We start from the raw sequence: 17,917 nt of genomic DNA, 5'->3' as shown, positions 1-17,917 counted from the left end.
GATTCGAGGATGGACTGGCTCTCTTACTTCTTTCAGGTCAACTGGCTTGCGGTGCTTCTTGCCTTCATTGCGAGCATGGCCATCGGCTTCGTCTGGTATCTGCCAGCCGTGCTCGGCAAGCGTTGGATGGCGGCCGTGCGCAAGACGGAAGCGGACCTCAGGAACTCGGAGGGCGGCGCCGCGGTCTGGGTGCCCATGATGGCGGCCGCAGCCCTGACAGCCATCCTCCTCGCAGTGCTGATCAGCAAGCTTGGACTCAACACCGCACTGGCCGGCGGATGGTTCGCTTTTGTGCTGGCCGTGGTGTTCCGGGTGGGAGGCCACGTAATCCACAACGGTTTCGCCGGACGTCCTGTTGCCGTGACGCTCATCGACTCCGGCCATGATGTCCTCGCTGTGACCGCAGCGGGAGTGATCATCGGCGCGATGTCCTGACCCAACAGACGGAGACCTGCAGACTGTGACCATCATTGACAACGCCGTTTACGTCGACGGCGTCCGCACAGCGGAGCCCGGAAACCTGGAACAGACGTTTGAAACGCTTGACAGCCACGGCGGCATGGCCTGGATAGGCCTGTACCGTCCTTCGAAAGCCGAGATGGCCGCCGTCGCGGAGGAGTTTGGACTGCACGACCTGGCCGTGGAGGACGCCATCTCGGCCCACCAACGGCCGAAGCTGGAGCGCTACGGTGACAACCTCTTCACCGTTCTGAGGCCGGCCCGGTACCGCGACGACACCGAAACCGTGGAATTCGGCGAGCTCCATATTTTCGTTGGCAGGAACTTCGTGGTGACCGTTCGGCATGCAGAAATGTCCGGTGTCGGACAGGTACGCCGCCGCCTCGAGTCCAGGCCGGATCTCCTCCGCCACGGACCGCCGGCAGTACTGTACGGGCTGCTGGACCAGGTGGTGGACGACTACGCTCCCGTGGTGGCCGGGCTGGAGAACGACATCGACGAAATCGAGGACCAGCTCTTCTCCGGCGACTCCGCGGTTTCCCGCCGCATCTATGAACTCGCACGCGAGGTCATCCAGTTCCAGCGGGCCATCCATCCGCTGCCGGCCATCATGCAGCAGCTCAACGAGGGATTCGACGACTTCGCTGCCGACGCGGAGCTCCAGCACAATCTTCGGGACGTCGAGGACCATGTGGAGCGGGTGATTTCGCGCGCCGATTCCTTCCGTGACCTCCTGCAGAACGCGCTGACCCTGGACGGCACGCTCACGGCCAACCGGCAGAACGAAGCCAGCGCGCAGCAGAACGAGCAGGTAAAGAAGATCTCGTCCTGGGCGGCCATCTTCTTCGCCCCGTCCTTTGTGGCCGGCGTGTACGGCATGAACTTTGACCATATGCCGGAGCTGCACTGGGCCTACGGCTATCCCATGGCGATGCTGCTGATGGCCGCCACCGCCGCACTGATGTATCTCATCTTCAAGCGGAAGGGCTGGCTCTAGTGGCCGGTTATGGTCAGGGCCTGCTCATCACGCCCGGCACGGAACGGCAGCTGGGCGCCTACGGGCTGTTCAGGCCCTCAGCTTCCCAGCAGGACGTTCTGGCACTGCCCACCGGTCCGCTGCCAGTGAAGGGCGCCGACCCGGACATCCTGTGGGCCAGCTTCGCCGAGCTGTGCGGCGGGGGCCGGGCGACTGCGGACTATGTTCTGCTGGCGGGGAGGTTCCCCGCGTGGGTAGTGGACGGCATCCCTTCACCTTCGGCGGAGTCCGCAGCCGGCCCGGCCGACTGGCAGCGGTTCCTGGATTTGCTGGATGTCCTCCACGAGCGGGACATCACTCCGTTCCTCATCGCCCCGTCACGGCATGGCGATCCCTTTGGTGCGCCGGAGGGCAGCGTCCCCATGGAACTGGCCGCCATCCTGTCACGCATCGGAGAGCGGCTGTCCGGGCTTCGCCGGATCGAGTCGGACGAACAGTTGCCCGATGAGCAGTCCGGCGGATGCTAGCAACAGCCGTAACCCGTCCGTCCTGAGCCGGTTGCGTCTGCTTACAATCGATTGACATCAACTACTGAGGGAAACATGAAGAAACTCACCACTGCCCTGCTTGCCGCCGGGTTCGTCCTCTCCGCTTCCGCCTGCGCCGCACCGCAGCTCACAACCGCACAGACGTGCGACCGTATCCGGACGGTTGTCTCGAACCCCGCGAACTCCGTCGGCAAGACCGGCATGACCCGCCTGGCCAACCAGATCCGTCCCATCGAGGCAGTGTCCTCCGACGAGCTGCGGCCCGCGCTGCAGGCCATCCTGGAATACACGGACGAGTCCGCGAAGGAAACCCCGGACGAGGCGAAGCTCACCGGCCTGAAGACCGGCTACGAGCAGGCCGGCAGCACCTACAGCAGGTTCTGCGGCGGCCAGTAGCCCGCATCTCTTACACGCTGGCGGCCACGGGCGGGGCACTCCTCCTGCCCGTGGCCGCCTTTCGCGTCGGCAAAGACGAGGCCGCCCCTGCGCTCACGCTGGGCAAACGCAAGTCTCGCAGCGCCTCATTCGCTGGGATTCGTCAAGACAGTCTCCCGAATGGTTTGAAACGAGCCAGGGCTGGCCGCGATTTCAATGCGGCCGACGTCCGACGCAAAGGTCACGACCTGGAACAGGCGTTGACTCACATATTTTGCGTCCTGCCGGCTGAGCAGCCGCGGAACGGATAGTGCTTCAATTCCCGTGAGGGCTGTGCTGCGGCCGGAAGGTTCCAGGGTGTCGTAGACGGCGGGCTGAAACTCGATCCTTCCCTGCTCCAGGGTGGCGACACCCATGTTCCAGATTCCACTCAAGGACCCGGGGCGGGCGTCCGGGTAGCGGAGGTAAAGCAGTATCTGCCCGCGCTGCGAGAGTCTGTCCGCCGTCTTCCTGCTGCGCTTCCAGGTGAAATACCCGATCACGGCGACGGCGGCCATCCAAAATGACGCGTTGAAAAGGGCATCCTCAAGTGGACGCCCGCGGATCATGTCCACGGCTACCACCGCGCCCCATCCAAGCACCACAGCCATGGCGGCTACCCGGAAGGGGTGCTCTGCGGCCCATCTTTTCATGAGAGCGATACTAGGCGAAGCTTGGGAAAACCTCGGGCATGCGGCGTCGAAACCCCTCCCGCAGGGGGTAAAAACGAAGCCCGACTATCAGGTAGCACCCGCATTTCATAATGTTCAGGCCGCAGACTGTTCCTGTCCCTGAAGCAGAAGGTAGCCGCGAACCATTGCTTCAGAACGCCGGGTCCGGAACGCATTCCCCCCGATGTACCCCGGACCCGGCGGACAATTACATGGGCGGCCAAGGGCCGCCGGAGCTTGCCGCATGCGGGGCCGGACTCCGCTCCCTGGATGGATACTGACGAACTCTTGATCCGAACCTGCGATGACGGTGGCAGGTTCTTGAGCTGTGTCCGGGACCATTTCAATGAGAATCACAGGACGGCGTGGACAACTGGATGAGGTGGCTGCATGGCGGAGGACCCGGACGCGGGCCAGGACCTTCCGGTCCTGGATGACGCGGCGCTGCAGGACCTCAGAGACGAAGCCGGCGACGATGCGGCGCAGAAGTTCATGGAGGAGTATCTGGTGATGCTCCCCGTGCGGGCGGCCAAGATCTTCAAGGGCCTCACGCGCGGCGATACCGAGACGACTCTGGAGGCGATCATCAGCCTGAGGGTCAGCTCCGGGATGGCCGGAGCGCGGCGCCTTGAATCCTACTGCGCCAGTCTCGAGAGCGCACTGAAGCACGGCCATTCCCCTGACATGACAGCAGTAAAGGCCGTGCTGTTCGCGAACATCCGGCAGGTAGTCCGTGAAGCGTCCCGGCGCGGCCACCTCCCGCCCAAATCCCACGGTTCTGCAGAGTCCTGACGTTCAACCGTGCCGTGGTCACGCGGCGAACTCGGCACTGCGGAAGCGCAGTTCCCGCAGCGGGCGAATCAAACAAATCGGCAATATCTTTCCGACAAGGGTGGAGCACGCGCCAACAAAAACACCCCCGTCCGAAGACCGGGGTGTAACTGTGGAGCTAAGGGGATTCGAACCCCTGACCTCTTCGATGCGAACGAAGCGCTCTACCAACTGAGCTATAACCCCGTGGCGCCGTTTCCCTGAGGAACTTCAACGCCGGTTTCCCTAGGCTACAAATTTTCCTGCCGGTTTGCCAACCAGACCTCAAATGTAGCGTGTCCGTAACGCTGATCAGGCGCAAGGTTCTTTCCTTCGCGCAGAAATCTGCCTGTCGATCCGGGCAGCGGCAGTTCTGTCACGAGGCCCCTGGCTCCGGTTATCCGCTTCCAAGTGCTGGCCAGCGACCCCATGCCCAGCACCGCCGGGCCTCCGACCGTCTGCACCTCGTGGGAATCACCTGACGGCGGTCCCAGTCCGGCTTCCAATAGCGCAGACGCCACGTCGGCCGGCGAGATCGGCTGGAACCGGGCACCTTTGATCACCGGCACCACGCCGACACGGGAACCCGCACCGAAAATCCCCGCCACCAGGCTGTGGAACTGCGTTGCCCGCACCGTCCGGGTTTCGAGCGGCGATCTCGCATACACGCGTTCCTTGTCCGCCTTGGACCGGTAGTAGGCGAGGGCGCTCTGGTCGCAGTTCACGATGGAAAGCTGCACGGCCCGGGCCACGCCGGCCGCCTTGGCCTCGCCCAGCAGCAGTGCGCCGCCGGCCGCATAGTGCCTGAGTGCCTTGCCGGTCCGCGCTTCGAGGCAATCGACGACGACGTCGGCGCCCGCCAGCGCTTCCGCCAACCCTTCTCCGGTGGTGACGTCCGCACGGAAGTAGGCGGCGCCGTCGTAATACTCCCGGGCACCCGGTGGCGGCGGGTTCCGGGTCAGGACGGCGACGGCGTGCCCCAGACCAAGGGCCTGGCGCACCACTTCACGGCCGGCTTCGCCAGTACCGCCGGCAACGCAGATGCGAACCACTACTGTGACACCTGATGCTGCACGGACGCCAGGCTACGCGCGGCGGCGCTGCAGGACGTCATCAAGGTTGCTCAGCGCGCTCTGGGCCTTGGTCAGCGGCTTGGCGGGCGCTGCATTCGGAGAGGCTACAGGAGGTGCGGCGGCCGGACCCTGCTTGAGTGAAGGCTTGCCCACGGACTTCGGAGCCTCGGGCAGCGCCAGCGGCTCGGGTGCCGGACGCTCGGCTTTGGGCGCCTCGACGTAGGTCGGCTTGGGAACCTCCACCGGTTCCCAGCTGGATTCAGGCGGGGCCGCCGGGCCCTGCACCGGGGCTGCGGCGCTTTCATCGCCGGCCGCAAGGGCAACTGCCAGTGCAGCCTCGCGAAGTTCGATTGCGGTGAGGGGCTTGGGCTTCGGCGCTTCGGCCTGGGCATCGAAGAGCGCACTTTCACGGGGCTTCTCGGGCTCCGACGCGGGCGCCGCCTCCGGGAGGCGCTCGGCGACCGGTACCCGGTCGTGCGTCCGGTCGGAGGGCGAGCCCATGGCTGCCCTGAAGGCAGCGCTGACTTTCCTGCGTCGGTCACGGACGGCAAGCCGCCGCAAAACCACGACGGCGGCAACACCGGTCAGGAGCGCCACTACCGGAACCCAGGGGTTACCAATCCCGAAGAGACGCAGGAGACCGGCAATGATCGCCGTCAGGAAGGACAACAGCCCAACGAATGCGATTGCCGTCCGTCCGTACCGGATCCGAAAAGCGCCGGCCCCCAGGGCGGCAGGCCTGCTGCCGGACGGAACCGGGGTAAGGCCTGTTGCTGGTTCGCTGCTCTTCCTGGTGTCCATGCGTTTCTCCTGCTGGGCGGCCATATACACAACCGTCCCGGCTTGCGGGTTTGCAGTTTCGGCGTCGACGCTGTCCAGCGTCAGGTCACCGGCAGTCTGGAACTGATGCCGGCCGTTGCGGAGCACGTAAGGGGCGACCCAAACGATCCAGAGCGCAACAGCAGCCACAAGGATGACTGAGCTGCTAAGGGGGAAGTCCACACACAAAACCGTATGAGGAATGTTGGGGCTCTTGTGGCATTCGTCTCGGTGTGTCGCGGCCGAGCTTCAAATCAATGGACTTATCCGTGGAACCCCGCTCTGACCAGCGGCTCTGCCAGGCTGCAGGTCAGGCGGGCCTGACCCGCAGCCACCGGTTGAGGAGTCCTTCTGGAATTTCCTCTGACGTCAGTGCGAACGCGCGGTGGTCGGCCCATTCACCGTTGATGTGCAGATAACGCGGGCGGTAGCCCTCGTCCCTGAAACCGAGCTTTTCCACGACGCGCAGGCTTGGGCTGTTTTCCGGACGGATGTTGATTTCCATCCGGTGCAGGCCAAGGGTCCGGAAACAATGGTCGGTTGCCATCGCCACCGCTGTAGGAGCGATGCCATGTCCGGCCCGGGCCTGGTCCACCCAGTAGCCGAGGGTCGCCATCAGGGCGGATCCCCACACAATGGAGGAGACGGTCAGCTGCCCCACAATGACAGGGTCACGGAATCCGGGTGTCCGCTCCGCGATCACAAACGGCAGAGCCGTGGCCTGGGCCGCCTGGGTGTTCAGGGACCTGACCATCTGCCGGTAATCGGGCAGCGCCCCGCCCGGGATCGGGTTGGAGGCCTCCCAGGGCGCCAGCCAGTCGCTGTTGCGCGAACGGACCTCGGTCCATTCCTTCCGGTCACGGTATCTGATGGGCCGCAGGACGATATCCCCGCACTCCAGCGTGACCGGCCAGATGTGGCTGACCCTCATGAAAGGTTACTCGGACAAACGGGCGGCAATTTGCGGAAGCCAGGCACGCAGACCTGGTCCGAGGTCGTCGCTGTCGATGGCGAGCTCGACGCAGGCCTTGAGGTAGCTGAGCTTGTCCCCGGTGTCGTAACGGCGGCCGCGGAAGATCACGCCGTACACGCCGCCGCCTTCACCGTCCCTGCTGGCCAGTTCCTGCAGGGCGTCCGTCAGCTGGATTTCGCCGCCGCGGCCGGGTTCGGTCTTTTCCAGCACGTCGAAGACATCGGGGTGGAGCACATAGCGGCCGATGACGGCCAGGTTGGAGGGCGCGTCGTCGACGTCCGGCTTCTCCACCAGCTTGTTGATCTTAACGAAGCCTTCGCCGTCAATCTCCGAGATATCCGCACACCCGTAGGCACTGATCTGGGACGGTTCCACCTCGATGAGGGCCACGACCGAACCGCCGGTCTTCGCCTGCACGTCGATCATGATGCTGAGGAGATCGTCGCGGGCATCGATGAGGTCGTCGCCGAGGAGAACGGCAAACGGCTCATGGCCCACGTGCTGGCGTGCGCGCAACACCGCGTGGCCAAGGCCCTTGGGGTCACCCTGGCGGACGTAGTGGATGTCGCCCAGGTTGCTCGCGGCCTGGATCGACTCCAGCTTGGCGGTGTCGCCCTTGGCCTCCAGCGTCGCTTCCAGTGTCGGAACGCGGTCGAAGTGGTCCTCGAGCGCGCGCTTGTTGCGGCCGGTGATCATCAGGACGTCGCTCAGGCCGACCTTGACGGCCTCCTCAACGACGTACTGGATGGCCGGCTTGTCAACCACCGGCAGCATCTCCTTAGGCATGGCCTTGGTGGCTGGCAGGAACCTGGTGCCGAGCCCGGCAGCGGGGATTACGGCCTTGCGGACTGAACAATTAGTGGAAGTCACTCGTCTAATCTATCCGAGGGAACATTCATACGGTAAATGCTTCCGGCAGAGGCCCGGCCGCTGCCGCTGCGACAAAGGAAAACACCCATGCCAACAGGGACCATGCCTTCGAAGGACGTTATCCGCTCCCGGCACCGGCAACTCCGGGCCACGATGACGGCGGCGGACCTCTCCAGTGCCGGCGACGGCATCGCCTCCCATGGCCTGCCCTGGGCCGAGTCCATCGCTGCGGGCAACCCGGCCACGTTCACCGCCTACCTCGGCGTCGATTTCGAACCGCCCACCCTTCCCCTGCTGCACGCCCTGCATGAGGCCGGCCACAGTATCCTGCTCCCGGTCTGCGAGCCTGACCGCGAGCTCAGCTGGGTCTTCTGGACGCCGGACAGCGAGTTCGTCCGCAGCCGGTATGCGCCCATCCAGGAGCCGGCCGGTGAGCGCCACGGCCTGGACACGGTGCGGACTGCGGCCGGGATGTTCATGCCGGCGACGGCCGTGGACCGCAGCGGCAACAGGATCGGGCAGGGCGGCGGCTACTACGACAAGTTCCTGGCCGCAGCCAACGCCGGCGGCCTGCACCTTCCGAAGGCCGCCATCATCTACGACTCCGAACTCCTGCCCGCACAGACCATTCCGGCTGAAGACTTCGACCGCCCCGTCGAAGCAGTACTCACGCCCTCCGGGCTGGTAGCCTTCGCGTGACCCCGCCCGGGCGGGGTGATAGAATTGGCACTCAGGCCCTGCGACTGCTAATGGAGTCATTTCCGCCGCGGTGATCCGTCAAGGAGAATCCGGCAAATGAACCAGGCAGCACGGGACCTGCCGTTTGTCCAAGAGGAGGATCTATAGTGCCCACGTATGCCTATGCCTGCAAAGATTGCAGCCATGCCTTCGACATCGTGCAGTCTTTCACCGACAGCACTCTGACGTCCTGCCCCGAATGCCAGGGGACGCTTCGTAAGAAGTTCAACAGCGTCGGCGTGGTCTTCAAGGGCTCCGGCTTCTACCGGACTGATTCGCGCGATTCCAAGGGAAGCACCGTCTCACCCTCCCCCGCTGCGTCAGCACCGGCTGCCCCGGCCGCCACCTCCTCGTCTGCATCATCCGCTGCCCCGGCGGCTGCAGCCGCGAGCTAGGCGGGTTCCCGCGGCACGTGCCGCCTTCAAGCTACGAGAGTCCGCCCGGGTTTACCCGGCCGGACTCTTTGCTTTGTGCGGGTATTCCTGGGTCTCAGTGTCTGTTCGCGCTTGCAAGCAAGTCCTTGATGCGTTTCGTGAGTGGCTTATCCACATACGGCTGCCGGTGCCTGTCGTCGGCCAGCGGGGGCCCGTAGCGTGGCGGCATGCCAGCTACCGGAGTTTTCCCCGCCAGGGCAGGCCGCCCGGCCGTTCGTCCCGGGCGCCGCAACGCACTGCCTGGTTCCGCCGCCCGTCCGCGTCCCCGCCGACGGCGCTTTGCGGGATGGCTGAACCGTAACCGGCGCCTTGCCGTGGCACTGCTCCTCTGCGCGGCCGCGGGGATCGCCGTTCACCAGCTGACTCCTGCCCCTGCCCGGACTGTGAGCGTCCTGGCCGCCGCCCGTGACCTTCCGGCCGGGGCAAACCTCAACGGCAGTGATGTCAAGACCGTCAGCGTTCCGCCGGCCATGGTGCCGGACGGGACCTTCGCTGATAGCTCCAGAGCGGACGGCAAGCAGCTGGCAGCGCCGCTCCGCAAGGGCCAGCTCCTCACCGATGCTCAACTGGTGGGTCCAGGCCTGCTGACGGGAGCGCCGCCCGGGTCCGCTGCAGTGCCGCTGCGGATGGCGGACCCGTCATCCATCCAGCTGGTATCTCCCGGACAACTCGTGAACGTGGTCCTGACAAGCGGCAACGGCTATGAGCAGGCATCTGCCTCGAAGGTACTCGCCAAGTCAGTGCCGGTCCTGTGGACCTCCGGTCAGGAAGCCCAAAGCGGCCAGTGGCTTGCTGCCGGGGATTCGGACGGGCTCCTGGTCGTGGCCGCCACCCCTGCGCAGGCCAGTGCCCTGGCGGGCGCGTCAACCCAGGGAAAGCTGTTTTTCGTGCTCGTGCGGTCTGGCGCCCGGTGAGCCTCCCAGTGCGCATCCTCGGCCCCAGGAGCCTTGGCTCCGCACGAATCCGCGGTATGTTTGCCCGATTGCTCAGCCCCAGTGCGGGGGCTTCTGCTCTTTCAGCCAAGCGTCGTGGTCGTTGCCGGATTCTGCATCGCCCCAGGTGCGCGGATCGTCCTCGGCAGCCCTTTTGGGGACCACGCCTGTCCGCTGCTGTCCGCGGCTTTTGCTGGGGCGCACCCGTGCGGGCTTCTCCCCCGCCGTGGCTTGCACATCCTTGCCCTCGGTCCCGTCCTTGCGTTCAGCCCCGCCGGCGGATGTCACAGCGGGCCCTCCTTCCATTCCGTGGCCGGCCCGTCCGGGCTAGCCTCAGAACCGAAGCCTACTCCGGCGCCCGCGGCGTCGTAACCGGAAGTGTCGTGATCCGGCTGGTCAACGGCCACGTGATCGGGACCGGTCTGATCAATCTCAAGCTGGTCCATGTCAGTCTGATCTCGGTCGGTCCGATCGGTGCCGGTCTGATCCGCGCCCGACGAAGCCGCGTTCCGCTGATCCGCGTCCGACTCGTCCGCGTCGTCACGGCTCAGCTCGTCGCCGAAACGGTCATCCAAGTTCTCGTACGCGGTCTCCTGCCCCGGCTCTGGCTCGAGGTCACCCACCGCGAGGGTACTGACGTCGTCATCCAGGAAGAATCCCGGTGCGCCAACCGAGCGCACCGAGGGCGAAGGCTTCTCAAGCCCGAGGTATCCGCCGATCCTGTCGGCGCACGCCGAGGGATCGGTGAAGACCTCGATGGTCCACAGCGGCATGTACCGCCAGCCGAGCCGCTCCAGCAGCTGGGGCCGCAGCCGGCTGCGTTCCCGGACTGTCATCTGCCGGTACTGCTCGGTGCCGTCCGATTCGATGGCAACCGGCCGCGGAATGTCGGCGTCGTCCTGGCCCATGGTGCTGAGCGGGTCCGCCGCGGCCACCACATCGATGGCGCCGTCGTACTGGTGCCATACGCGGGCACCCCGGGCCCGGAGCCGGTCACCGAGATCTGCAACCAGAGGATCGGCCCCCAGCGCCTGTTCACTTGCCGCTGCCCGGGATGCGGGAGTCCCCAGATCGGTGTTGCCGGAGATCTCGCGGTCCAGAAGTTCGAAGAGATCGACGGCGCCGTGGGCCAGCCGCGTCCGGTCAAGGTCCTCCGGCTTGAAGCACGTCAGTACGTGCAGCGACTGCCGTGCCCGGGTCATGGCCAGCGCGAACTTGGCCCGGCCGCCCTCGGCGGACAGCGGACCGAAGCTGTGCAGGGCCCGGCCGTGCGGCGTCCGCCCGTAGCCCGGCGAGAAGATCACACGATCGCGGACCAGCCCCTGGGCGCGTTCCAGGTCCACAACCCTGAAGGATTCTTCACCTGCCGTGAAGAACCCGGACAGCGAGGGATGGTTGGGCAGCTGCAGCCGGATGGACTCGCCGATGCGTGCCGCGTGCCGGAGGCTAGCGGTCACCACGGCCAGCGAGGTCCGGGGCCGGAGCCGCGCGTGTTCGAACACGAGTTCAACCACCCGGTTGACTTCGGCCACCACCGATTCGACGCCCTCATGGTCCGCGCTGGGCAGGCCGGTGCCGTCGGGCAGGTACTCCACCGTCAGCGCACGGTCCAGCCCGGTGGCCGACTGGCCCTCCGGCAGCCGGCGGAGGCCGCCGTCGTAGAAGTTTTTGCTGAGCTGCAGCACCAGGTCCTCGTCCACAGCGCGGTATACGGAGCGCAGCGGCGCCGTCGGCAGCACGGCCGAAAGCGCGGTGAACGCGCTTTCGACACTCTGGTGCGACTGTTCGCCGGCGGCAAGACGCTCCACCGCGACCGTAAAGGTGCGTGGGCTGGCGATCCTGTCGTCGCCGAAGGCGATCACCTGCCGGGCGCGGGCGACGGCCGGAAGCACCGCCTGCAGCGACGTCGCCTCGGCATCCAGGATCACCACGGCGTCAAACTTCTGCTCGGCCGGGAGGAGCCCGGTCATGAGGTAAGGGCTGACCGACCAGACGGGTACCAGCATGGGAACCAGCCCGGGCGCCTGCGCCGTCAGCGCAGCCAGCGTGACGCGGCCGTCCTTGAGCAGGCTCCGGAGCAGGTCCGCCTGGCGGGCATGCTCCTCGATGCCCGCGCGCCAGCGCTCGGCCAGCTTCCATCGCAACCGTCCGGCGCCGCTGGCGATGTGCGCGTTGTCCGCGAGCCGGTACTCCGCCTCAAGCTGGCGCAGCGCGTCTCCGTCGGACATGGCAAGGTAGTCGTCTCCGCTGATCATCGCTTCGAGCGCCGACTGCCACCAGGCCAGGTCAAGTTCGGCCGCGACGGACCCGGCCCCGACCTCGCGTTCGGAGAGGTCTGCCAGCAGCTCCCCCAGCCCGTGCTCGCGCATGTTCTCGATGAGCAGCGTGCGCTCGGGCAAGGTCTGCAGCGTCTGCGTGTCCGCGACCAGCCGTTCCAGTCGCTCCATGAGCTCCGGGTAGGGAATGTTTTCCAGCGAACCGCCGGCGGCCGTATGCCGCAGGGCATCGCCCAGCATCTTCATCTCGCGGGTCAGTCCGCGGTGCATGATGCTGATCTCCGCCAGGCCGGACGGCACCGCTGGATGCCGCTGCGTGGTGGCGTATCCGGCCCACTGGGCACGCTGTTCCTGGACCAGCACCAGCGAACTGTGCAGATCGGCGATATGGACTCCCGGGCGGACGTACTCCTTGGCCACCCGCCGCAGGCGGGACCGCTGCATCGAGGCCATGTCGATGCCTCGCTCCCTGCGCCAGGACGAGGACGCCGTCGCGGAAATCAGGTCGGTAACGGGCCGGTCAAAGATATCGGGGGTGAACTTGTCCAGGCTTTCGCGGACGGCCACCAGGAGCTTGAGCTGCGAGCCCCATTCAGCGAAGGTGGTGCCCAGGCGGATTTCTGCGTGGCTGGCCACGTCCTTCATCCGTTCCTGGAGCAGCGGCAGCTTTTTCGCCACCGCACGTGCCAGCTCCTGCGCTTCCTCGGTTTCCTTGCGCGTGACCAGCCGCGCACCGTGCCAGGGGCTGGTGGTCGACGCCCTGCTGAACGCACCGAGTTCGGCGGCGCGCTTCAGCCGTCCGGCGAGCTCCTCGCGGTCGCGGATGCTGTCCAGGACGCTGCGCTTCAGGCGGACGGTGGTGGCCGGGGCGGGCTGGATGGACGTCAGTTCCGCGAGCGACTGCATCGCCTGGTAGGGAGAGCAGCCCCACCGCTGCCGGACGTTGTGCAGCGACGCAACGTGGTCCAGGAGGGCATGGCGGTGCTCGGTGAGAGTCTTGTGCAGGCCGCCGAGCTGCGGCTCCTGGGCCTTCTCGTTACGCACGATGGCGCGCACCAACTGGCCCTTGAGCTGCTGCGGCGTTGCGTTTCCGGACAACTGGAAAAGGATGGAGTCCAGGCCCAGGTCCTCGAGGCGGCCGGCTACCTCGCTGAGGCTGGCACGCCGGTCCCCCACCACCAGGACGGTCTTGCCTTCGTCCACGAGCGCACCGATCGTGTTGATCGCCGTCTGGGTCTGGCCGGTGCCGGGCGGGCTGCTCACCAGCAGCGAGTCCCCTGCACGGACGGCGTCAATCACATACTGCTGGTCGGCGTCGGCGTCGAGGAGCAGCAGCTCTTCCGCCGGGTCCCGCTCGTCCACGCTGGGAAAGCGCCCGGGCTGGAGCGCGGGCACGTCGACGATCTCGCCCGACGCTGTCTTGGCCAGCGAGGCCACCAGTTCGTTCTGACCGTTGATCCACGGATCGTCGAGGTTCCCGGAAAGGTCCGCGAAGGTGGAGACGAGCAGGTTGTGCTCCACGTCGGCCCCGTGGATCGGCTTGACCAGGGTGCTGATACGGTCCAGCACGGGCAGGGGGTCGAACCGCGCGGTGCTGTAAGCCATCCGTGTCACCGCGTTGACGTCGAACACGATCCCGTGGATGGTTTTCAGGTGGCGGACCAGGGCCGGGTTTATCCGCGCCTGTTCCGTGAGCTGCAGTTCATAGTCGTCTTCCCCGGGGCGGATGGTGAGCGACATGGCGGTCAGCATCACCGGTGCCGAGACGCGCTGCGGTTTGCCCCCGACGGCCGAGGTCCAGACCACGGTGCCGGCCGAGAAGTACCCGGCCTCTATGCCACGGTCATTGGCCAGTTCGAAGATCTTGGAGCGCAGGTTCCGGGAGGCCCGCGCAGCCACGACGTACTGCTGCTGGTCACGGATCAGCGTGGAAAGCCTCGTGCGGCGCCCGGCCATGAGCTGCGCCAGGCCCGAAGGGTGCGCGTGCGTGAGGTCGATGGAACCCTCGGGCGTCTTGGTGAAGCGCAGCATGGTGTCTGCCCCCGTTACGGGCTTGAGCCCGGACAGCCACTTCCTGAGCTCCTCCGAACCCTCGGAGTCGACCTGACCTACTGACACTGCTGCCTTCTTTTCTGTGCTTGCGCGTGACGCCTTGGACCATACGGGCATAGTTTCGAGCGTAGCCGGAAACCGCCGCGGTTGAGAGACCGCAACACTGGGACGGTCCAAGTTGCGGCGCATTTCGCACAGTTGGCGGCCGTCCCGGACGCGATACCCGGGGATGCAAAATGGCCGGCCTCCCTGCGGAGGCCGGCCATTTTCACAACGCTATTCCCACTCGATGGTTCCCGGCGGCTTGCTGGTGACGTCGAGCACCACCCGGTTGACGCCGTCCACCTCATTGGTGATCCGGTTGGAGATCCGGGCCAGCAGGTCGTACGGAAGCCGCGACCAGTCGGCCGTCATGGCGTCCTCGGAGGAGACGGGGCGCAGCACGATCGGGTGGCCGTACGTGCGGCCGTCGCCCTGGACGCCGACGCTGCGGACGTCAGCGAGCAGCACCACGGGCATCTGCCAGACGTCGTTGTCGAGTCCGGCAGCGGTCAGTTCAGCGCGGGCGATGGCGTCTGCCTTGCGCAGCAGGTCCAGGCGCTCCTTGGTGACTTCGCCGACGATGCGGATTCCCAGGCCGGGGCCGGGGAAGGGCTGGCGGCCGACGATTTCCTGCGGCAGGCCGAGCTGGGCGCCCACGGCACGCACCTCGTCCTTGAACAGGGCACGCAGCGGCTCGACGAGCTCGAACTGCAGGTCCTCCGGCAGGCCGCCCACGTTATGGTGGCTCTTGATGTTCGCTGCACCCTCGCCGCCGCCGGATTCGACGACGTCCGGGTACAGGGTGCCCTGCACGAGGAACTTGATCTTTTCGCCGTGCGCTGCGGCGTCGGCGATGATCGCGCGCTCGGCCTCTTCGAAGGCCCTGATGAATTCGCGGCCGATGATTTTGCGCTTGGTTTCAGGGTCGCTGACGCCTGCCAGCGCCGCCTGGAACCGCTCCTGCTCGTTGGCCACGTAGAGGTTCACGCCGGTGGCGGCAACGAAGTCGCGCTCCACCTGCTCGGCCTCTCCTTCGCGCAGCAGCCCGTGATCGACAAAGACACAGGTCAGCTGGTCACCGACGGCACGCTGGACGAGGGCTGCGGCAACGGCCGAGTCCACACCGCCGGAGAGGCCGCAGATAACCCGGGCATCGCCGATCTGCTTCCGGATGCGATCCACCTGCTCCTCAAGGATGTTGCCCGTGGTCCAGTTCGGTTCCAGCTTGGCGCCCTTGAAGAGGAAGTTTTCCAGCACCTGCTGGCCGTAGGCGGAGTGCTTCACCTCGGGGTGCCACTGCACGCCGTACAGGCACTTCTCCTCGTTGGCGAAAGCGGCAACTTCCGCACCCGCCGTAGTGGCCAGCACCTCGAAGCCCTCGGGAGCCTCGTGGACGGAGTCACCGTGGCTCATCCAGGTGTTCTGGTGCTGGGGCATTCCGTCCAGGACGGAACGGCCTTCGCCCAGGATGGTGGTCTGGGTGGAGCCGTACTCCCGCAGGCCGGTCTTGTCCACCTTGCCGCCGAGGGCGTTGGCCATGGCCTGGAAGCCGTAGCAGATGCCGAAGACCGGGACGCCGGCCTCGAAAAGGTCGGCACCGACGCTCGGGGCGCCATCCGCGTACACGCTGGCGGGGCCGCCGGAGAGGATGATGGCGGCAGGGTTCTTGGCCAGGAGCTGCTCAGTGCTGTGGGTATGCGGAACCACTTCCGAATACACATTCGCTTCCCGGACGCGGCGGGCAATCAGCTGCGCGTACTGGGCACCGTAGTCAACAACCAGCACCGGCTTCTGGGAAGTCTGGGATGCAGTGGGAGTAGTCACCGTACTAGCCTACTTTGCGCGCTTGCCCCGACGCATCTTGAGGGGGCCCGCTGTGACGCACGGAACGCGGATCAGTAGCGGCTGGCGGCCTGGGGGTTGGCGGCCAGTTCAGCCTCAACCTCGGCGTGGAACTTCTTCTCCACGATGAAGGACAGCAGCGGGACCACGCCGCCGAGTGCCAGCAGGATCATCTTGCCGAACGGCCACCGCATCAGTGTCCACAGGCGGAAGTTGGACATCAGATACACGACGTACATCCAGCCGTGGACGATGAGCACGGTCACGGACACGTTGAATCCGCCGAGGACGCCCTTCGGTTCCGCCTGGGCGAAGCCGAAGCCGAACGGCTGGCCGGTCAGGGCGTCCGTTCCCCCGGCGAAGAGGTACTGGCCGAAGCCGTAGCGGGCCACCAGCTCCGCGCACAGCAGCAGCAGCATGGCACCCGTGAGGTAGGCCATGACCTTGTAGAACTTCAGGGCGGAGCGGATCTGCGCCTCCGTGCCGCCAAAGCGTCGCTTCTTCGGCGCCCCGGTAGGGTTCGAGGGCTGGACGGCCGGCTTGGGTTCGATCATGGCTGTACCTTTTGTTGGATCTCGTTGGGTTGGGTAGGTTCTGGTCTGCCGCTGCCACCGGCGTCGTTGTCCCCGCTGGCGGAATCCTCAGCGTCCTCGAGGCTCCTGCGGTAGTCGTCCTTGACCAGCCGCCACCAGATGAACAGGGCGAAGCCGGCGAAAACGATCCACTCCACGGAGTAGAACAGGTTCAGCCAGTTGACCTTCGCGGCCGGGGGCTGGGCGGCGATGCTGAGCGGCTCCAGGCCGCTGCCGGCGGCAGCACCGACGTCGGCCGTTCCCGACTTTTCCGCCGTGGCCGAAACGAAGGCCGGGTAGCTGCTGACGTTCCAGGCGTTGATGAGTTCGGCCACGGACACGGCCGTCGCCCGGCCGGGTTCAGGGGCCGTGTTGGGCACCGGGGCCTCGGACGGCAGCAGCCGTCCGGTCAGCCGGATTACGCCCGACGGCGGGGCGCTGGCGTCGGCGGGATCGGCGATCCAGCCGCGGGCCACCGGTATGTAGGTTTTCGGTGAGACTGCCGCGCCCTTGAGTAGCGGGGCGTCTGCCACCGCGAAGGCCGTAACCACCCAGTAGCCGGTCTTGCCGTCCTTGAGGCGGCCCGGAACCAGGACCTGCTTGGCCGGATCGTAGGCGCCGGATGCCGTGACCATCTGGTCCGCCACCGAGCCGCGGAAGAAGTCGCCGGGCTGCAGGGTTTTTGTCAGGGCCTGGACCTGCTCCGTGGTGGGGCTGACCGGCACTTCAGGCTGTGTGGAACGGCCGAACTGCCATTGGCTCAGGAGCACAAAGACACCCGAAACGGCGATCGCAAAGACCAGGCCTGCGATCCACCGGGGCTGGAGGGCTGTTTTCCACACCCCTTAACGTTACTTCGTCCGTGTGTAGAACAACGAAACGCCTGCCCAGGGCGGGGCAGCCTGCCTCCAATCGTCAATGGTCGAAGAAGACCAGGCTTGAGTTGATGAGCTCTGCGATGATGTCCGCATCGTAGGCCCGGCGCAGCGACTCGCGGAACGATTCCTTGGACAGGGAACGCGCCAGGGTGGCGAGGACCTCGAGGTGATCGGAGAACGAGCTCGCCGGCGTGGCGATGAGCAGGACCACGGTGGCCGGTCCGTCCGCGGCCCCAAAGTCCAGGGCCTTGCCGTACTTGGTGATTCCGACGGCGATCGAGGTCTCGGAGACAAACTCGCTGCGGGCGTGCGGCAGGCCCACTCCCCCCGGCAGGCCGGTGGCGAGCTGGTGCTCACGGGCGTTAACGTGTGCCAGGAAACCCTCGAGGTCTGAGACGCGGCCGGCGTCGAACAGCTTCCGGGCCAGCTGGCTGGCTGCGTCCACCTTGTCCTCGGCGTCCATTTCGAGGATCACCATGTCCGGTGTGGTGAGCTCGGCATCGTAACGGTCCAGTGGTTCCGCCAAGTGGTGTCCCTT

General features: G+C 66.2%; 19 protein-coding genes and 1 tRNA gene. 8 read left to right on the top strand and 12 right to left on the bottom strand.

The features are described from left to right. The first annotated feature begins 9 nt into the window (after positions 1 to 9). The 4 genes from CXZ05_RS17375 (at position 10) to CXZ05_RS17360 (ending at position 2,379) form a co-directional block, all read left to right on the top strand. Positions 10 to 435 carry a DUF1761 domain-containing protein gene (locus tag CXZ05_RS17375; RefSeq protein WP_102973775.1) on the top strand — a complete coding sequence of 142 codons (426 nt, stop codon included), beginning with the start codon at positions 10 to 12 and terminating at the stop codon, positions 433 to 435. 25 nt (positions 436 to 460) lie between these two features. Continuing rightward, positions 461 to 1,456 (top strand): magnesium/cobalt transporter CorA, encoded by a 996-nt coding sequence (gene corA, locus CXZ05_RS17370; protein ID WP_102973774.1) that lies wholly within the window; start codon positions 461 to 463, stop codon positions 1,454 to 1,456. After that, positions 1,456 to 1,962, top strand: coding sequence for an AFG1/ZapE family ATPase (zapE, locus tag CXZ05_RS17365; RefSeq protein WP_102973773.1), 507 nt, complete (start codon positions 1,456 to 1,458; stop codon positions 1,960 to 1,962). The genes corA and zapE overlap by 1 nt, the downstream gene beginning before the upstream one ends. Before the next feature lie 75 nt (positions 1,963 to 2,037). Continuing rightward, on the top strand, positions 2,038 to 2,379 hold the full coding sequence (locus CXZ05_RS17360; protein WP_102973772.1) for a hypothetical protein: 342 nt from the start codon (positions 2,038 to 2,040) through the stop codon (positions 2,377 to 2,379). A 125-nt stretch (positions 2,380 to 2,504) separates the two neighbouring features. Here CXZ05_RS17360 and CXZ05_RS17355 read toward each other — a convergent pair whose 3' ends face one another. Continuing rightward, the gene (locus CXZ05_RS17355) at positions 2,505 to 3,050 is read right to left on the bottom strand and encodes a hypothetical protein (protein WP_146033109.1); all 546 of its coding nucleotides are present in this window, start codon (positions 3,048 to 3,050) and stop codon (positions 2,505 to 2,507) included. Positions 3,051 to 3,458: 408 nt separating this feature from the next. Here CXZ05_RS17355 and CXZ05_RS17350 point away from each other — a divergent pair, with 408 nt between their 5' ends. Further along, positions 3,459 to 3,860 carry a hypothetical protein gene (locus tag CXZ05_RS17350; protein ID WP_102973770.1) on the top strand — a complete coding sequence of 134 codons (402 nt, stop codon included), beginning with the start codon at positions 3,459 to 3,461 and terminating at the stop codon, positions 3,858 to 3,860. Positions 3,861 to 4,012: 152 nt separating this feature from the next. On the opposite strand, the gene CXZ05_RS17345 is transcribed toward CXZ05_RS17350, so the two are convergent. The 5 genes from CXZ05_RS17345 to galU all read right to left on the bottom strand — a co-directional run bounded on the left by CXZ05_RS17345 (position 4,013) and on the right by galU (position 7,613). Continuing rightward, positions 4,013 to 4,085, bottom strand: a tRNA-Ala gene (locus CXZ05_RS17345). 44 nt (positions 4,086 to 4,129) lie between these two features. Next, on the bottom strand, positions 4,130 to 4,930 hold the full coding sequence (locus CXZ05_RS17340) for an SDR family oxidoreductase (RefSeq protein ID WP_102973769.1): 801 nt from the start codon (positions 4,928 to 4,930) through the stop codon (positions 4,130 to 4,132). Between the two features lie 33 nt (positions 4,931 to 4,963). Next, positions 4,964 to 5,953 (bottom strand): hypothetical protein, encoded by a 990-nt coding sequence (locus CXZ05_RS17335; RefSeq protein WP_102973768.1) that lies wholly within the window; start codon positions 5,951 to 5,953, stop codon positions 4,964 to 4,966. A 127-nt stretch (positions 5,954 to 6,080) separates the two neighbouring features. After that, positions 6,081 to 6,701 carry a GNAT family N-acetyltransferase gene (locus CXZ05_RS17330; RefSeq protein WP_102973767.1) on the bottom strand — a complete coding sequence of 207 codons (621 nt, stop codon included), beginning with the start codon at positions 6,699 to 6,701 and terminating at the stop codon, positions 6,081 to 6,083. A gap of 6 nt (positions 6,702 to 6,707) precedes the next feature. Beyond that, positions 6,708 to 7,613, bottom strand: a complete 906-nt coding sequence (gene galU, locus CXZ05_RS17325) for a UTP--glucose-1-phosphate uridylyltransferase GalU (RefSeq protein ID WP_102973766.1) — start codon at positions 7,611 to 7,613, stop codon at positions 6,708 to 6,710. Positions 7,614 to 7,700: 87 nt separating this feature from the next. On the opposite strand from galU, the gene CXZ05_RS17320 reads away from it, so the two are divergent. The 3 genes from CXZ05_RS17320 (at position 7,701) to cpaB (ending at position 9,699) form a co-directional block, all read left to right on the top strand. Further along, entirely contained in the window at positions 7,701 to 8,312 is a 612-nt protein-coding gene (locus CXZ05_RS17320; RefSeq protein WP_102973765.1) for a 5-formyltetrahydrofolate cyclo-ligase, read from the top strand. Positions 8,313 to 8,458: 146 nt separating this feature from the next. After that, a complete protein-coding gene (locus tag CXZ05_RS17315) occupies positions 8,459 to 8,746 on the top strand; it encodes an FmdB family zinc ribbon protein (protein ID WP_102973764.1) in 288 nt (95 codons plus the stop codon). A gap of 206 nt (positions 8,747 to 8,952) precedes the next feature. After that, positions 8,953 to 9,699 (top strand): Flp pilus assembly protein CpaB, encoded by a 747-nt coding sequence (gene cpaB, locus CXZ05_RS17310; protein ID WP_180987440.1) that lies wholly within the window; start codon positions 8,953 to 8,955, stop codon positions 9,697 to 9,699. Positions 9,700 to 9,771: 72 nt separating this feature from the next. On the opposite strand, the gene CXZ05_RS17305 is transcribed toward cpaB, so the two are convergent. The 6 genes from CXZ05_RS17305 to CXZ05_RS17280 all read right to left on the bottom strand — a co-directional run bounded on the left by CXZ05_RS17305 (position 9,772) and on the right by CXZ05_RS17280 (position 17,905). Then, the gene (locus CXZ05_RS17305) at positions 9,772 to 10,005 is read right to left on the bottom strand and encodes a hypothetical protein (protein ID WP_102973762.1); all 234 of its coding nucleotides are present in this window, start codon (positions 10,003 to 10,005) and stop codon (positions 9,772 to 9,774) included. Next, a complete protein-coding gene (locus tag CXZ05_RS17300) occupies positions 10,002 to 14,162 on the bottom strand; it encodes an AAA family ATPase (protein WP_258006626.1) in 4,161 nt (1,386 codons plus the stop codon). Before CXZ05_RS17300 ends, CXZ05_RS17305 begins: the two co-directional genes overlap by 4 nt. Before the next feature lie 159 nt (positions 14,163 to 14,321). Then, positions 14,322 to 15,911 carry a glutamine-hydrolyzing GMP synthase gene (gene guaA, locus CXZ05_RS17295; protein ID WP_102973760.1) on the bottom strand — a complete coding sequence of 530 codons (1,590 nt, stop codon included), beginning with the start codon at positions 15,909 to 15,911 and terminating at the stop codon, positions 14,322 to 14,324. A gap of 71 nt (positions 15,912 to 15,982) precedes the next feature. Then, positions 15,983 to 16,483, bottom strand: a complete 501-nt coding sequence (locus tag CXZ05_RS17290; protein ID WP_102973759.1) for a DUF3817 domain-containing protein — start codon at positions 16,481 to 16,483, stop codon at positions 15,983 to 15,985. After that, positions 16,480 to 17,343 carry an SURF1 family protein gene (locus CXZ05_RS17285; RefSeq protein WP_102973758.1) on the bottom strand — a complete coding sequence of 288 codons (864 nt, stop codon included), beginning with the start codon at positions 17,341 to 17,343 and terminating at the stop codon, positions 16,480 to 16,482. The genes CXZ05_RS17290 and CXZ05_RS17285 overlap by 4 nt, the downstream gene beginning before the upstream one ends. A 73-nt stretch (positions 17,344 to 17,416) precedes the next feature. Next, positions 17,417 to 17,905 carry a PTS sugar transporter subunit IIA gene (locus CXZ05_RS17280; protein ID WP_102973757.1) on the bottom strand — a complete coding sequence of 163 codons (489 nt, stop codon included), beginning with the start codon at positions 17,903 to 17,905 and terminating at the stop codon, positions 17,417 to 17,419. Between the last annotated feature and the right edge of the window lie 12 nt (positions 17,906 to 17,917).

Source organism: Arthrobacter sp. AFG20, from assembly GCF_002892795.1.
In the GTDB taxonomy this organism is placed as follows: domain Bacteria; phylum Actinomycetota; class Actinomycetes; order Actinomycetales; family Micrococcaceae; genus Arthrobacter.
This window is presented reverse-complemented; position numbering and strand designations above follow the sequence as displayed.

Excerpts from the sequence above, each read along its gene's own strand:
- CXZ05_RS17330 (WP_102973767.1), bottom strand. The coding sequence starts at position 6,701 with ATGAGGGTCAGCCACATCTGGCCGGTCACGCTGGAGTGCGGGGATATC.
- CXZ05_RS17375 (WP_102973775.1), top strand. The coding sequence starts at position 10 with ATGGACTGGCTCTCTTACTTCTTTCAGGTCAACTGGCTTGCGGTGCTT.
- CXZ05_RS17320 (WP_102973765.1), top strand. The coding sequence starts at position 7,701 with ATGCCAACAGGGACCATGCCTTCGAAGGACGTTATCCGCTCCCGGCAC.
- CXZ05_RS17360 (WP_102973772.1), top strand. The coding sequence starts at position 2,038 with ATGAAGAAACTCACCACTGCCCTGCTTGCCGCCGGGTTCGTCCTCTCC.
- CXZ05_RS17350 (WP_102973770.1), top strand. The coding sequence starts at position 3,459 with ATGGCGGAGGACCCGGACGCGGGCCAGGACCTTCCGGTCCTGGATGAC.
- CXZ05_RS17355 (WP_146033109.1), bottom strand. The coding sequence starts at position 3,050 with ATGAAAAGATGGGCCGCAGAGCACCCCTTCCGGGTAGCCGCCATGGCT.
- cpaB (WP_180987440.1), top strand. The coding sequence starts at position 8,953 with ATGCCAGCTACCGGAGTTTTCCCCGCCAGGGCAGGCCGCCCGGCCGTT.
- CXZ05_RS17300 (WP_258006626.1), bottom strand. The coding sequence starts at position 14,162 with ATGCCCGTATGGTCCAAGGCGTCACGCGCAAGCACAGAAAAGAAGGCA.
- CXZ05_RS17290 (WP_102973759.1), bottom strand. The coding sequence starts at position 16,483 with ATGATCGAACCCAAGCCGGCCGTCCAGCCCTCGAACCCTACCGGGGCG.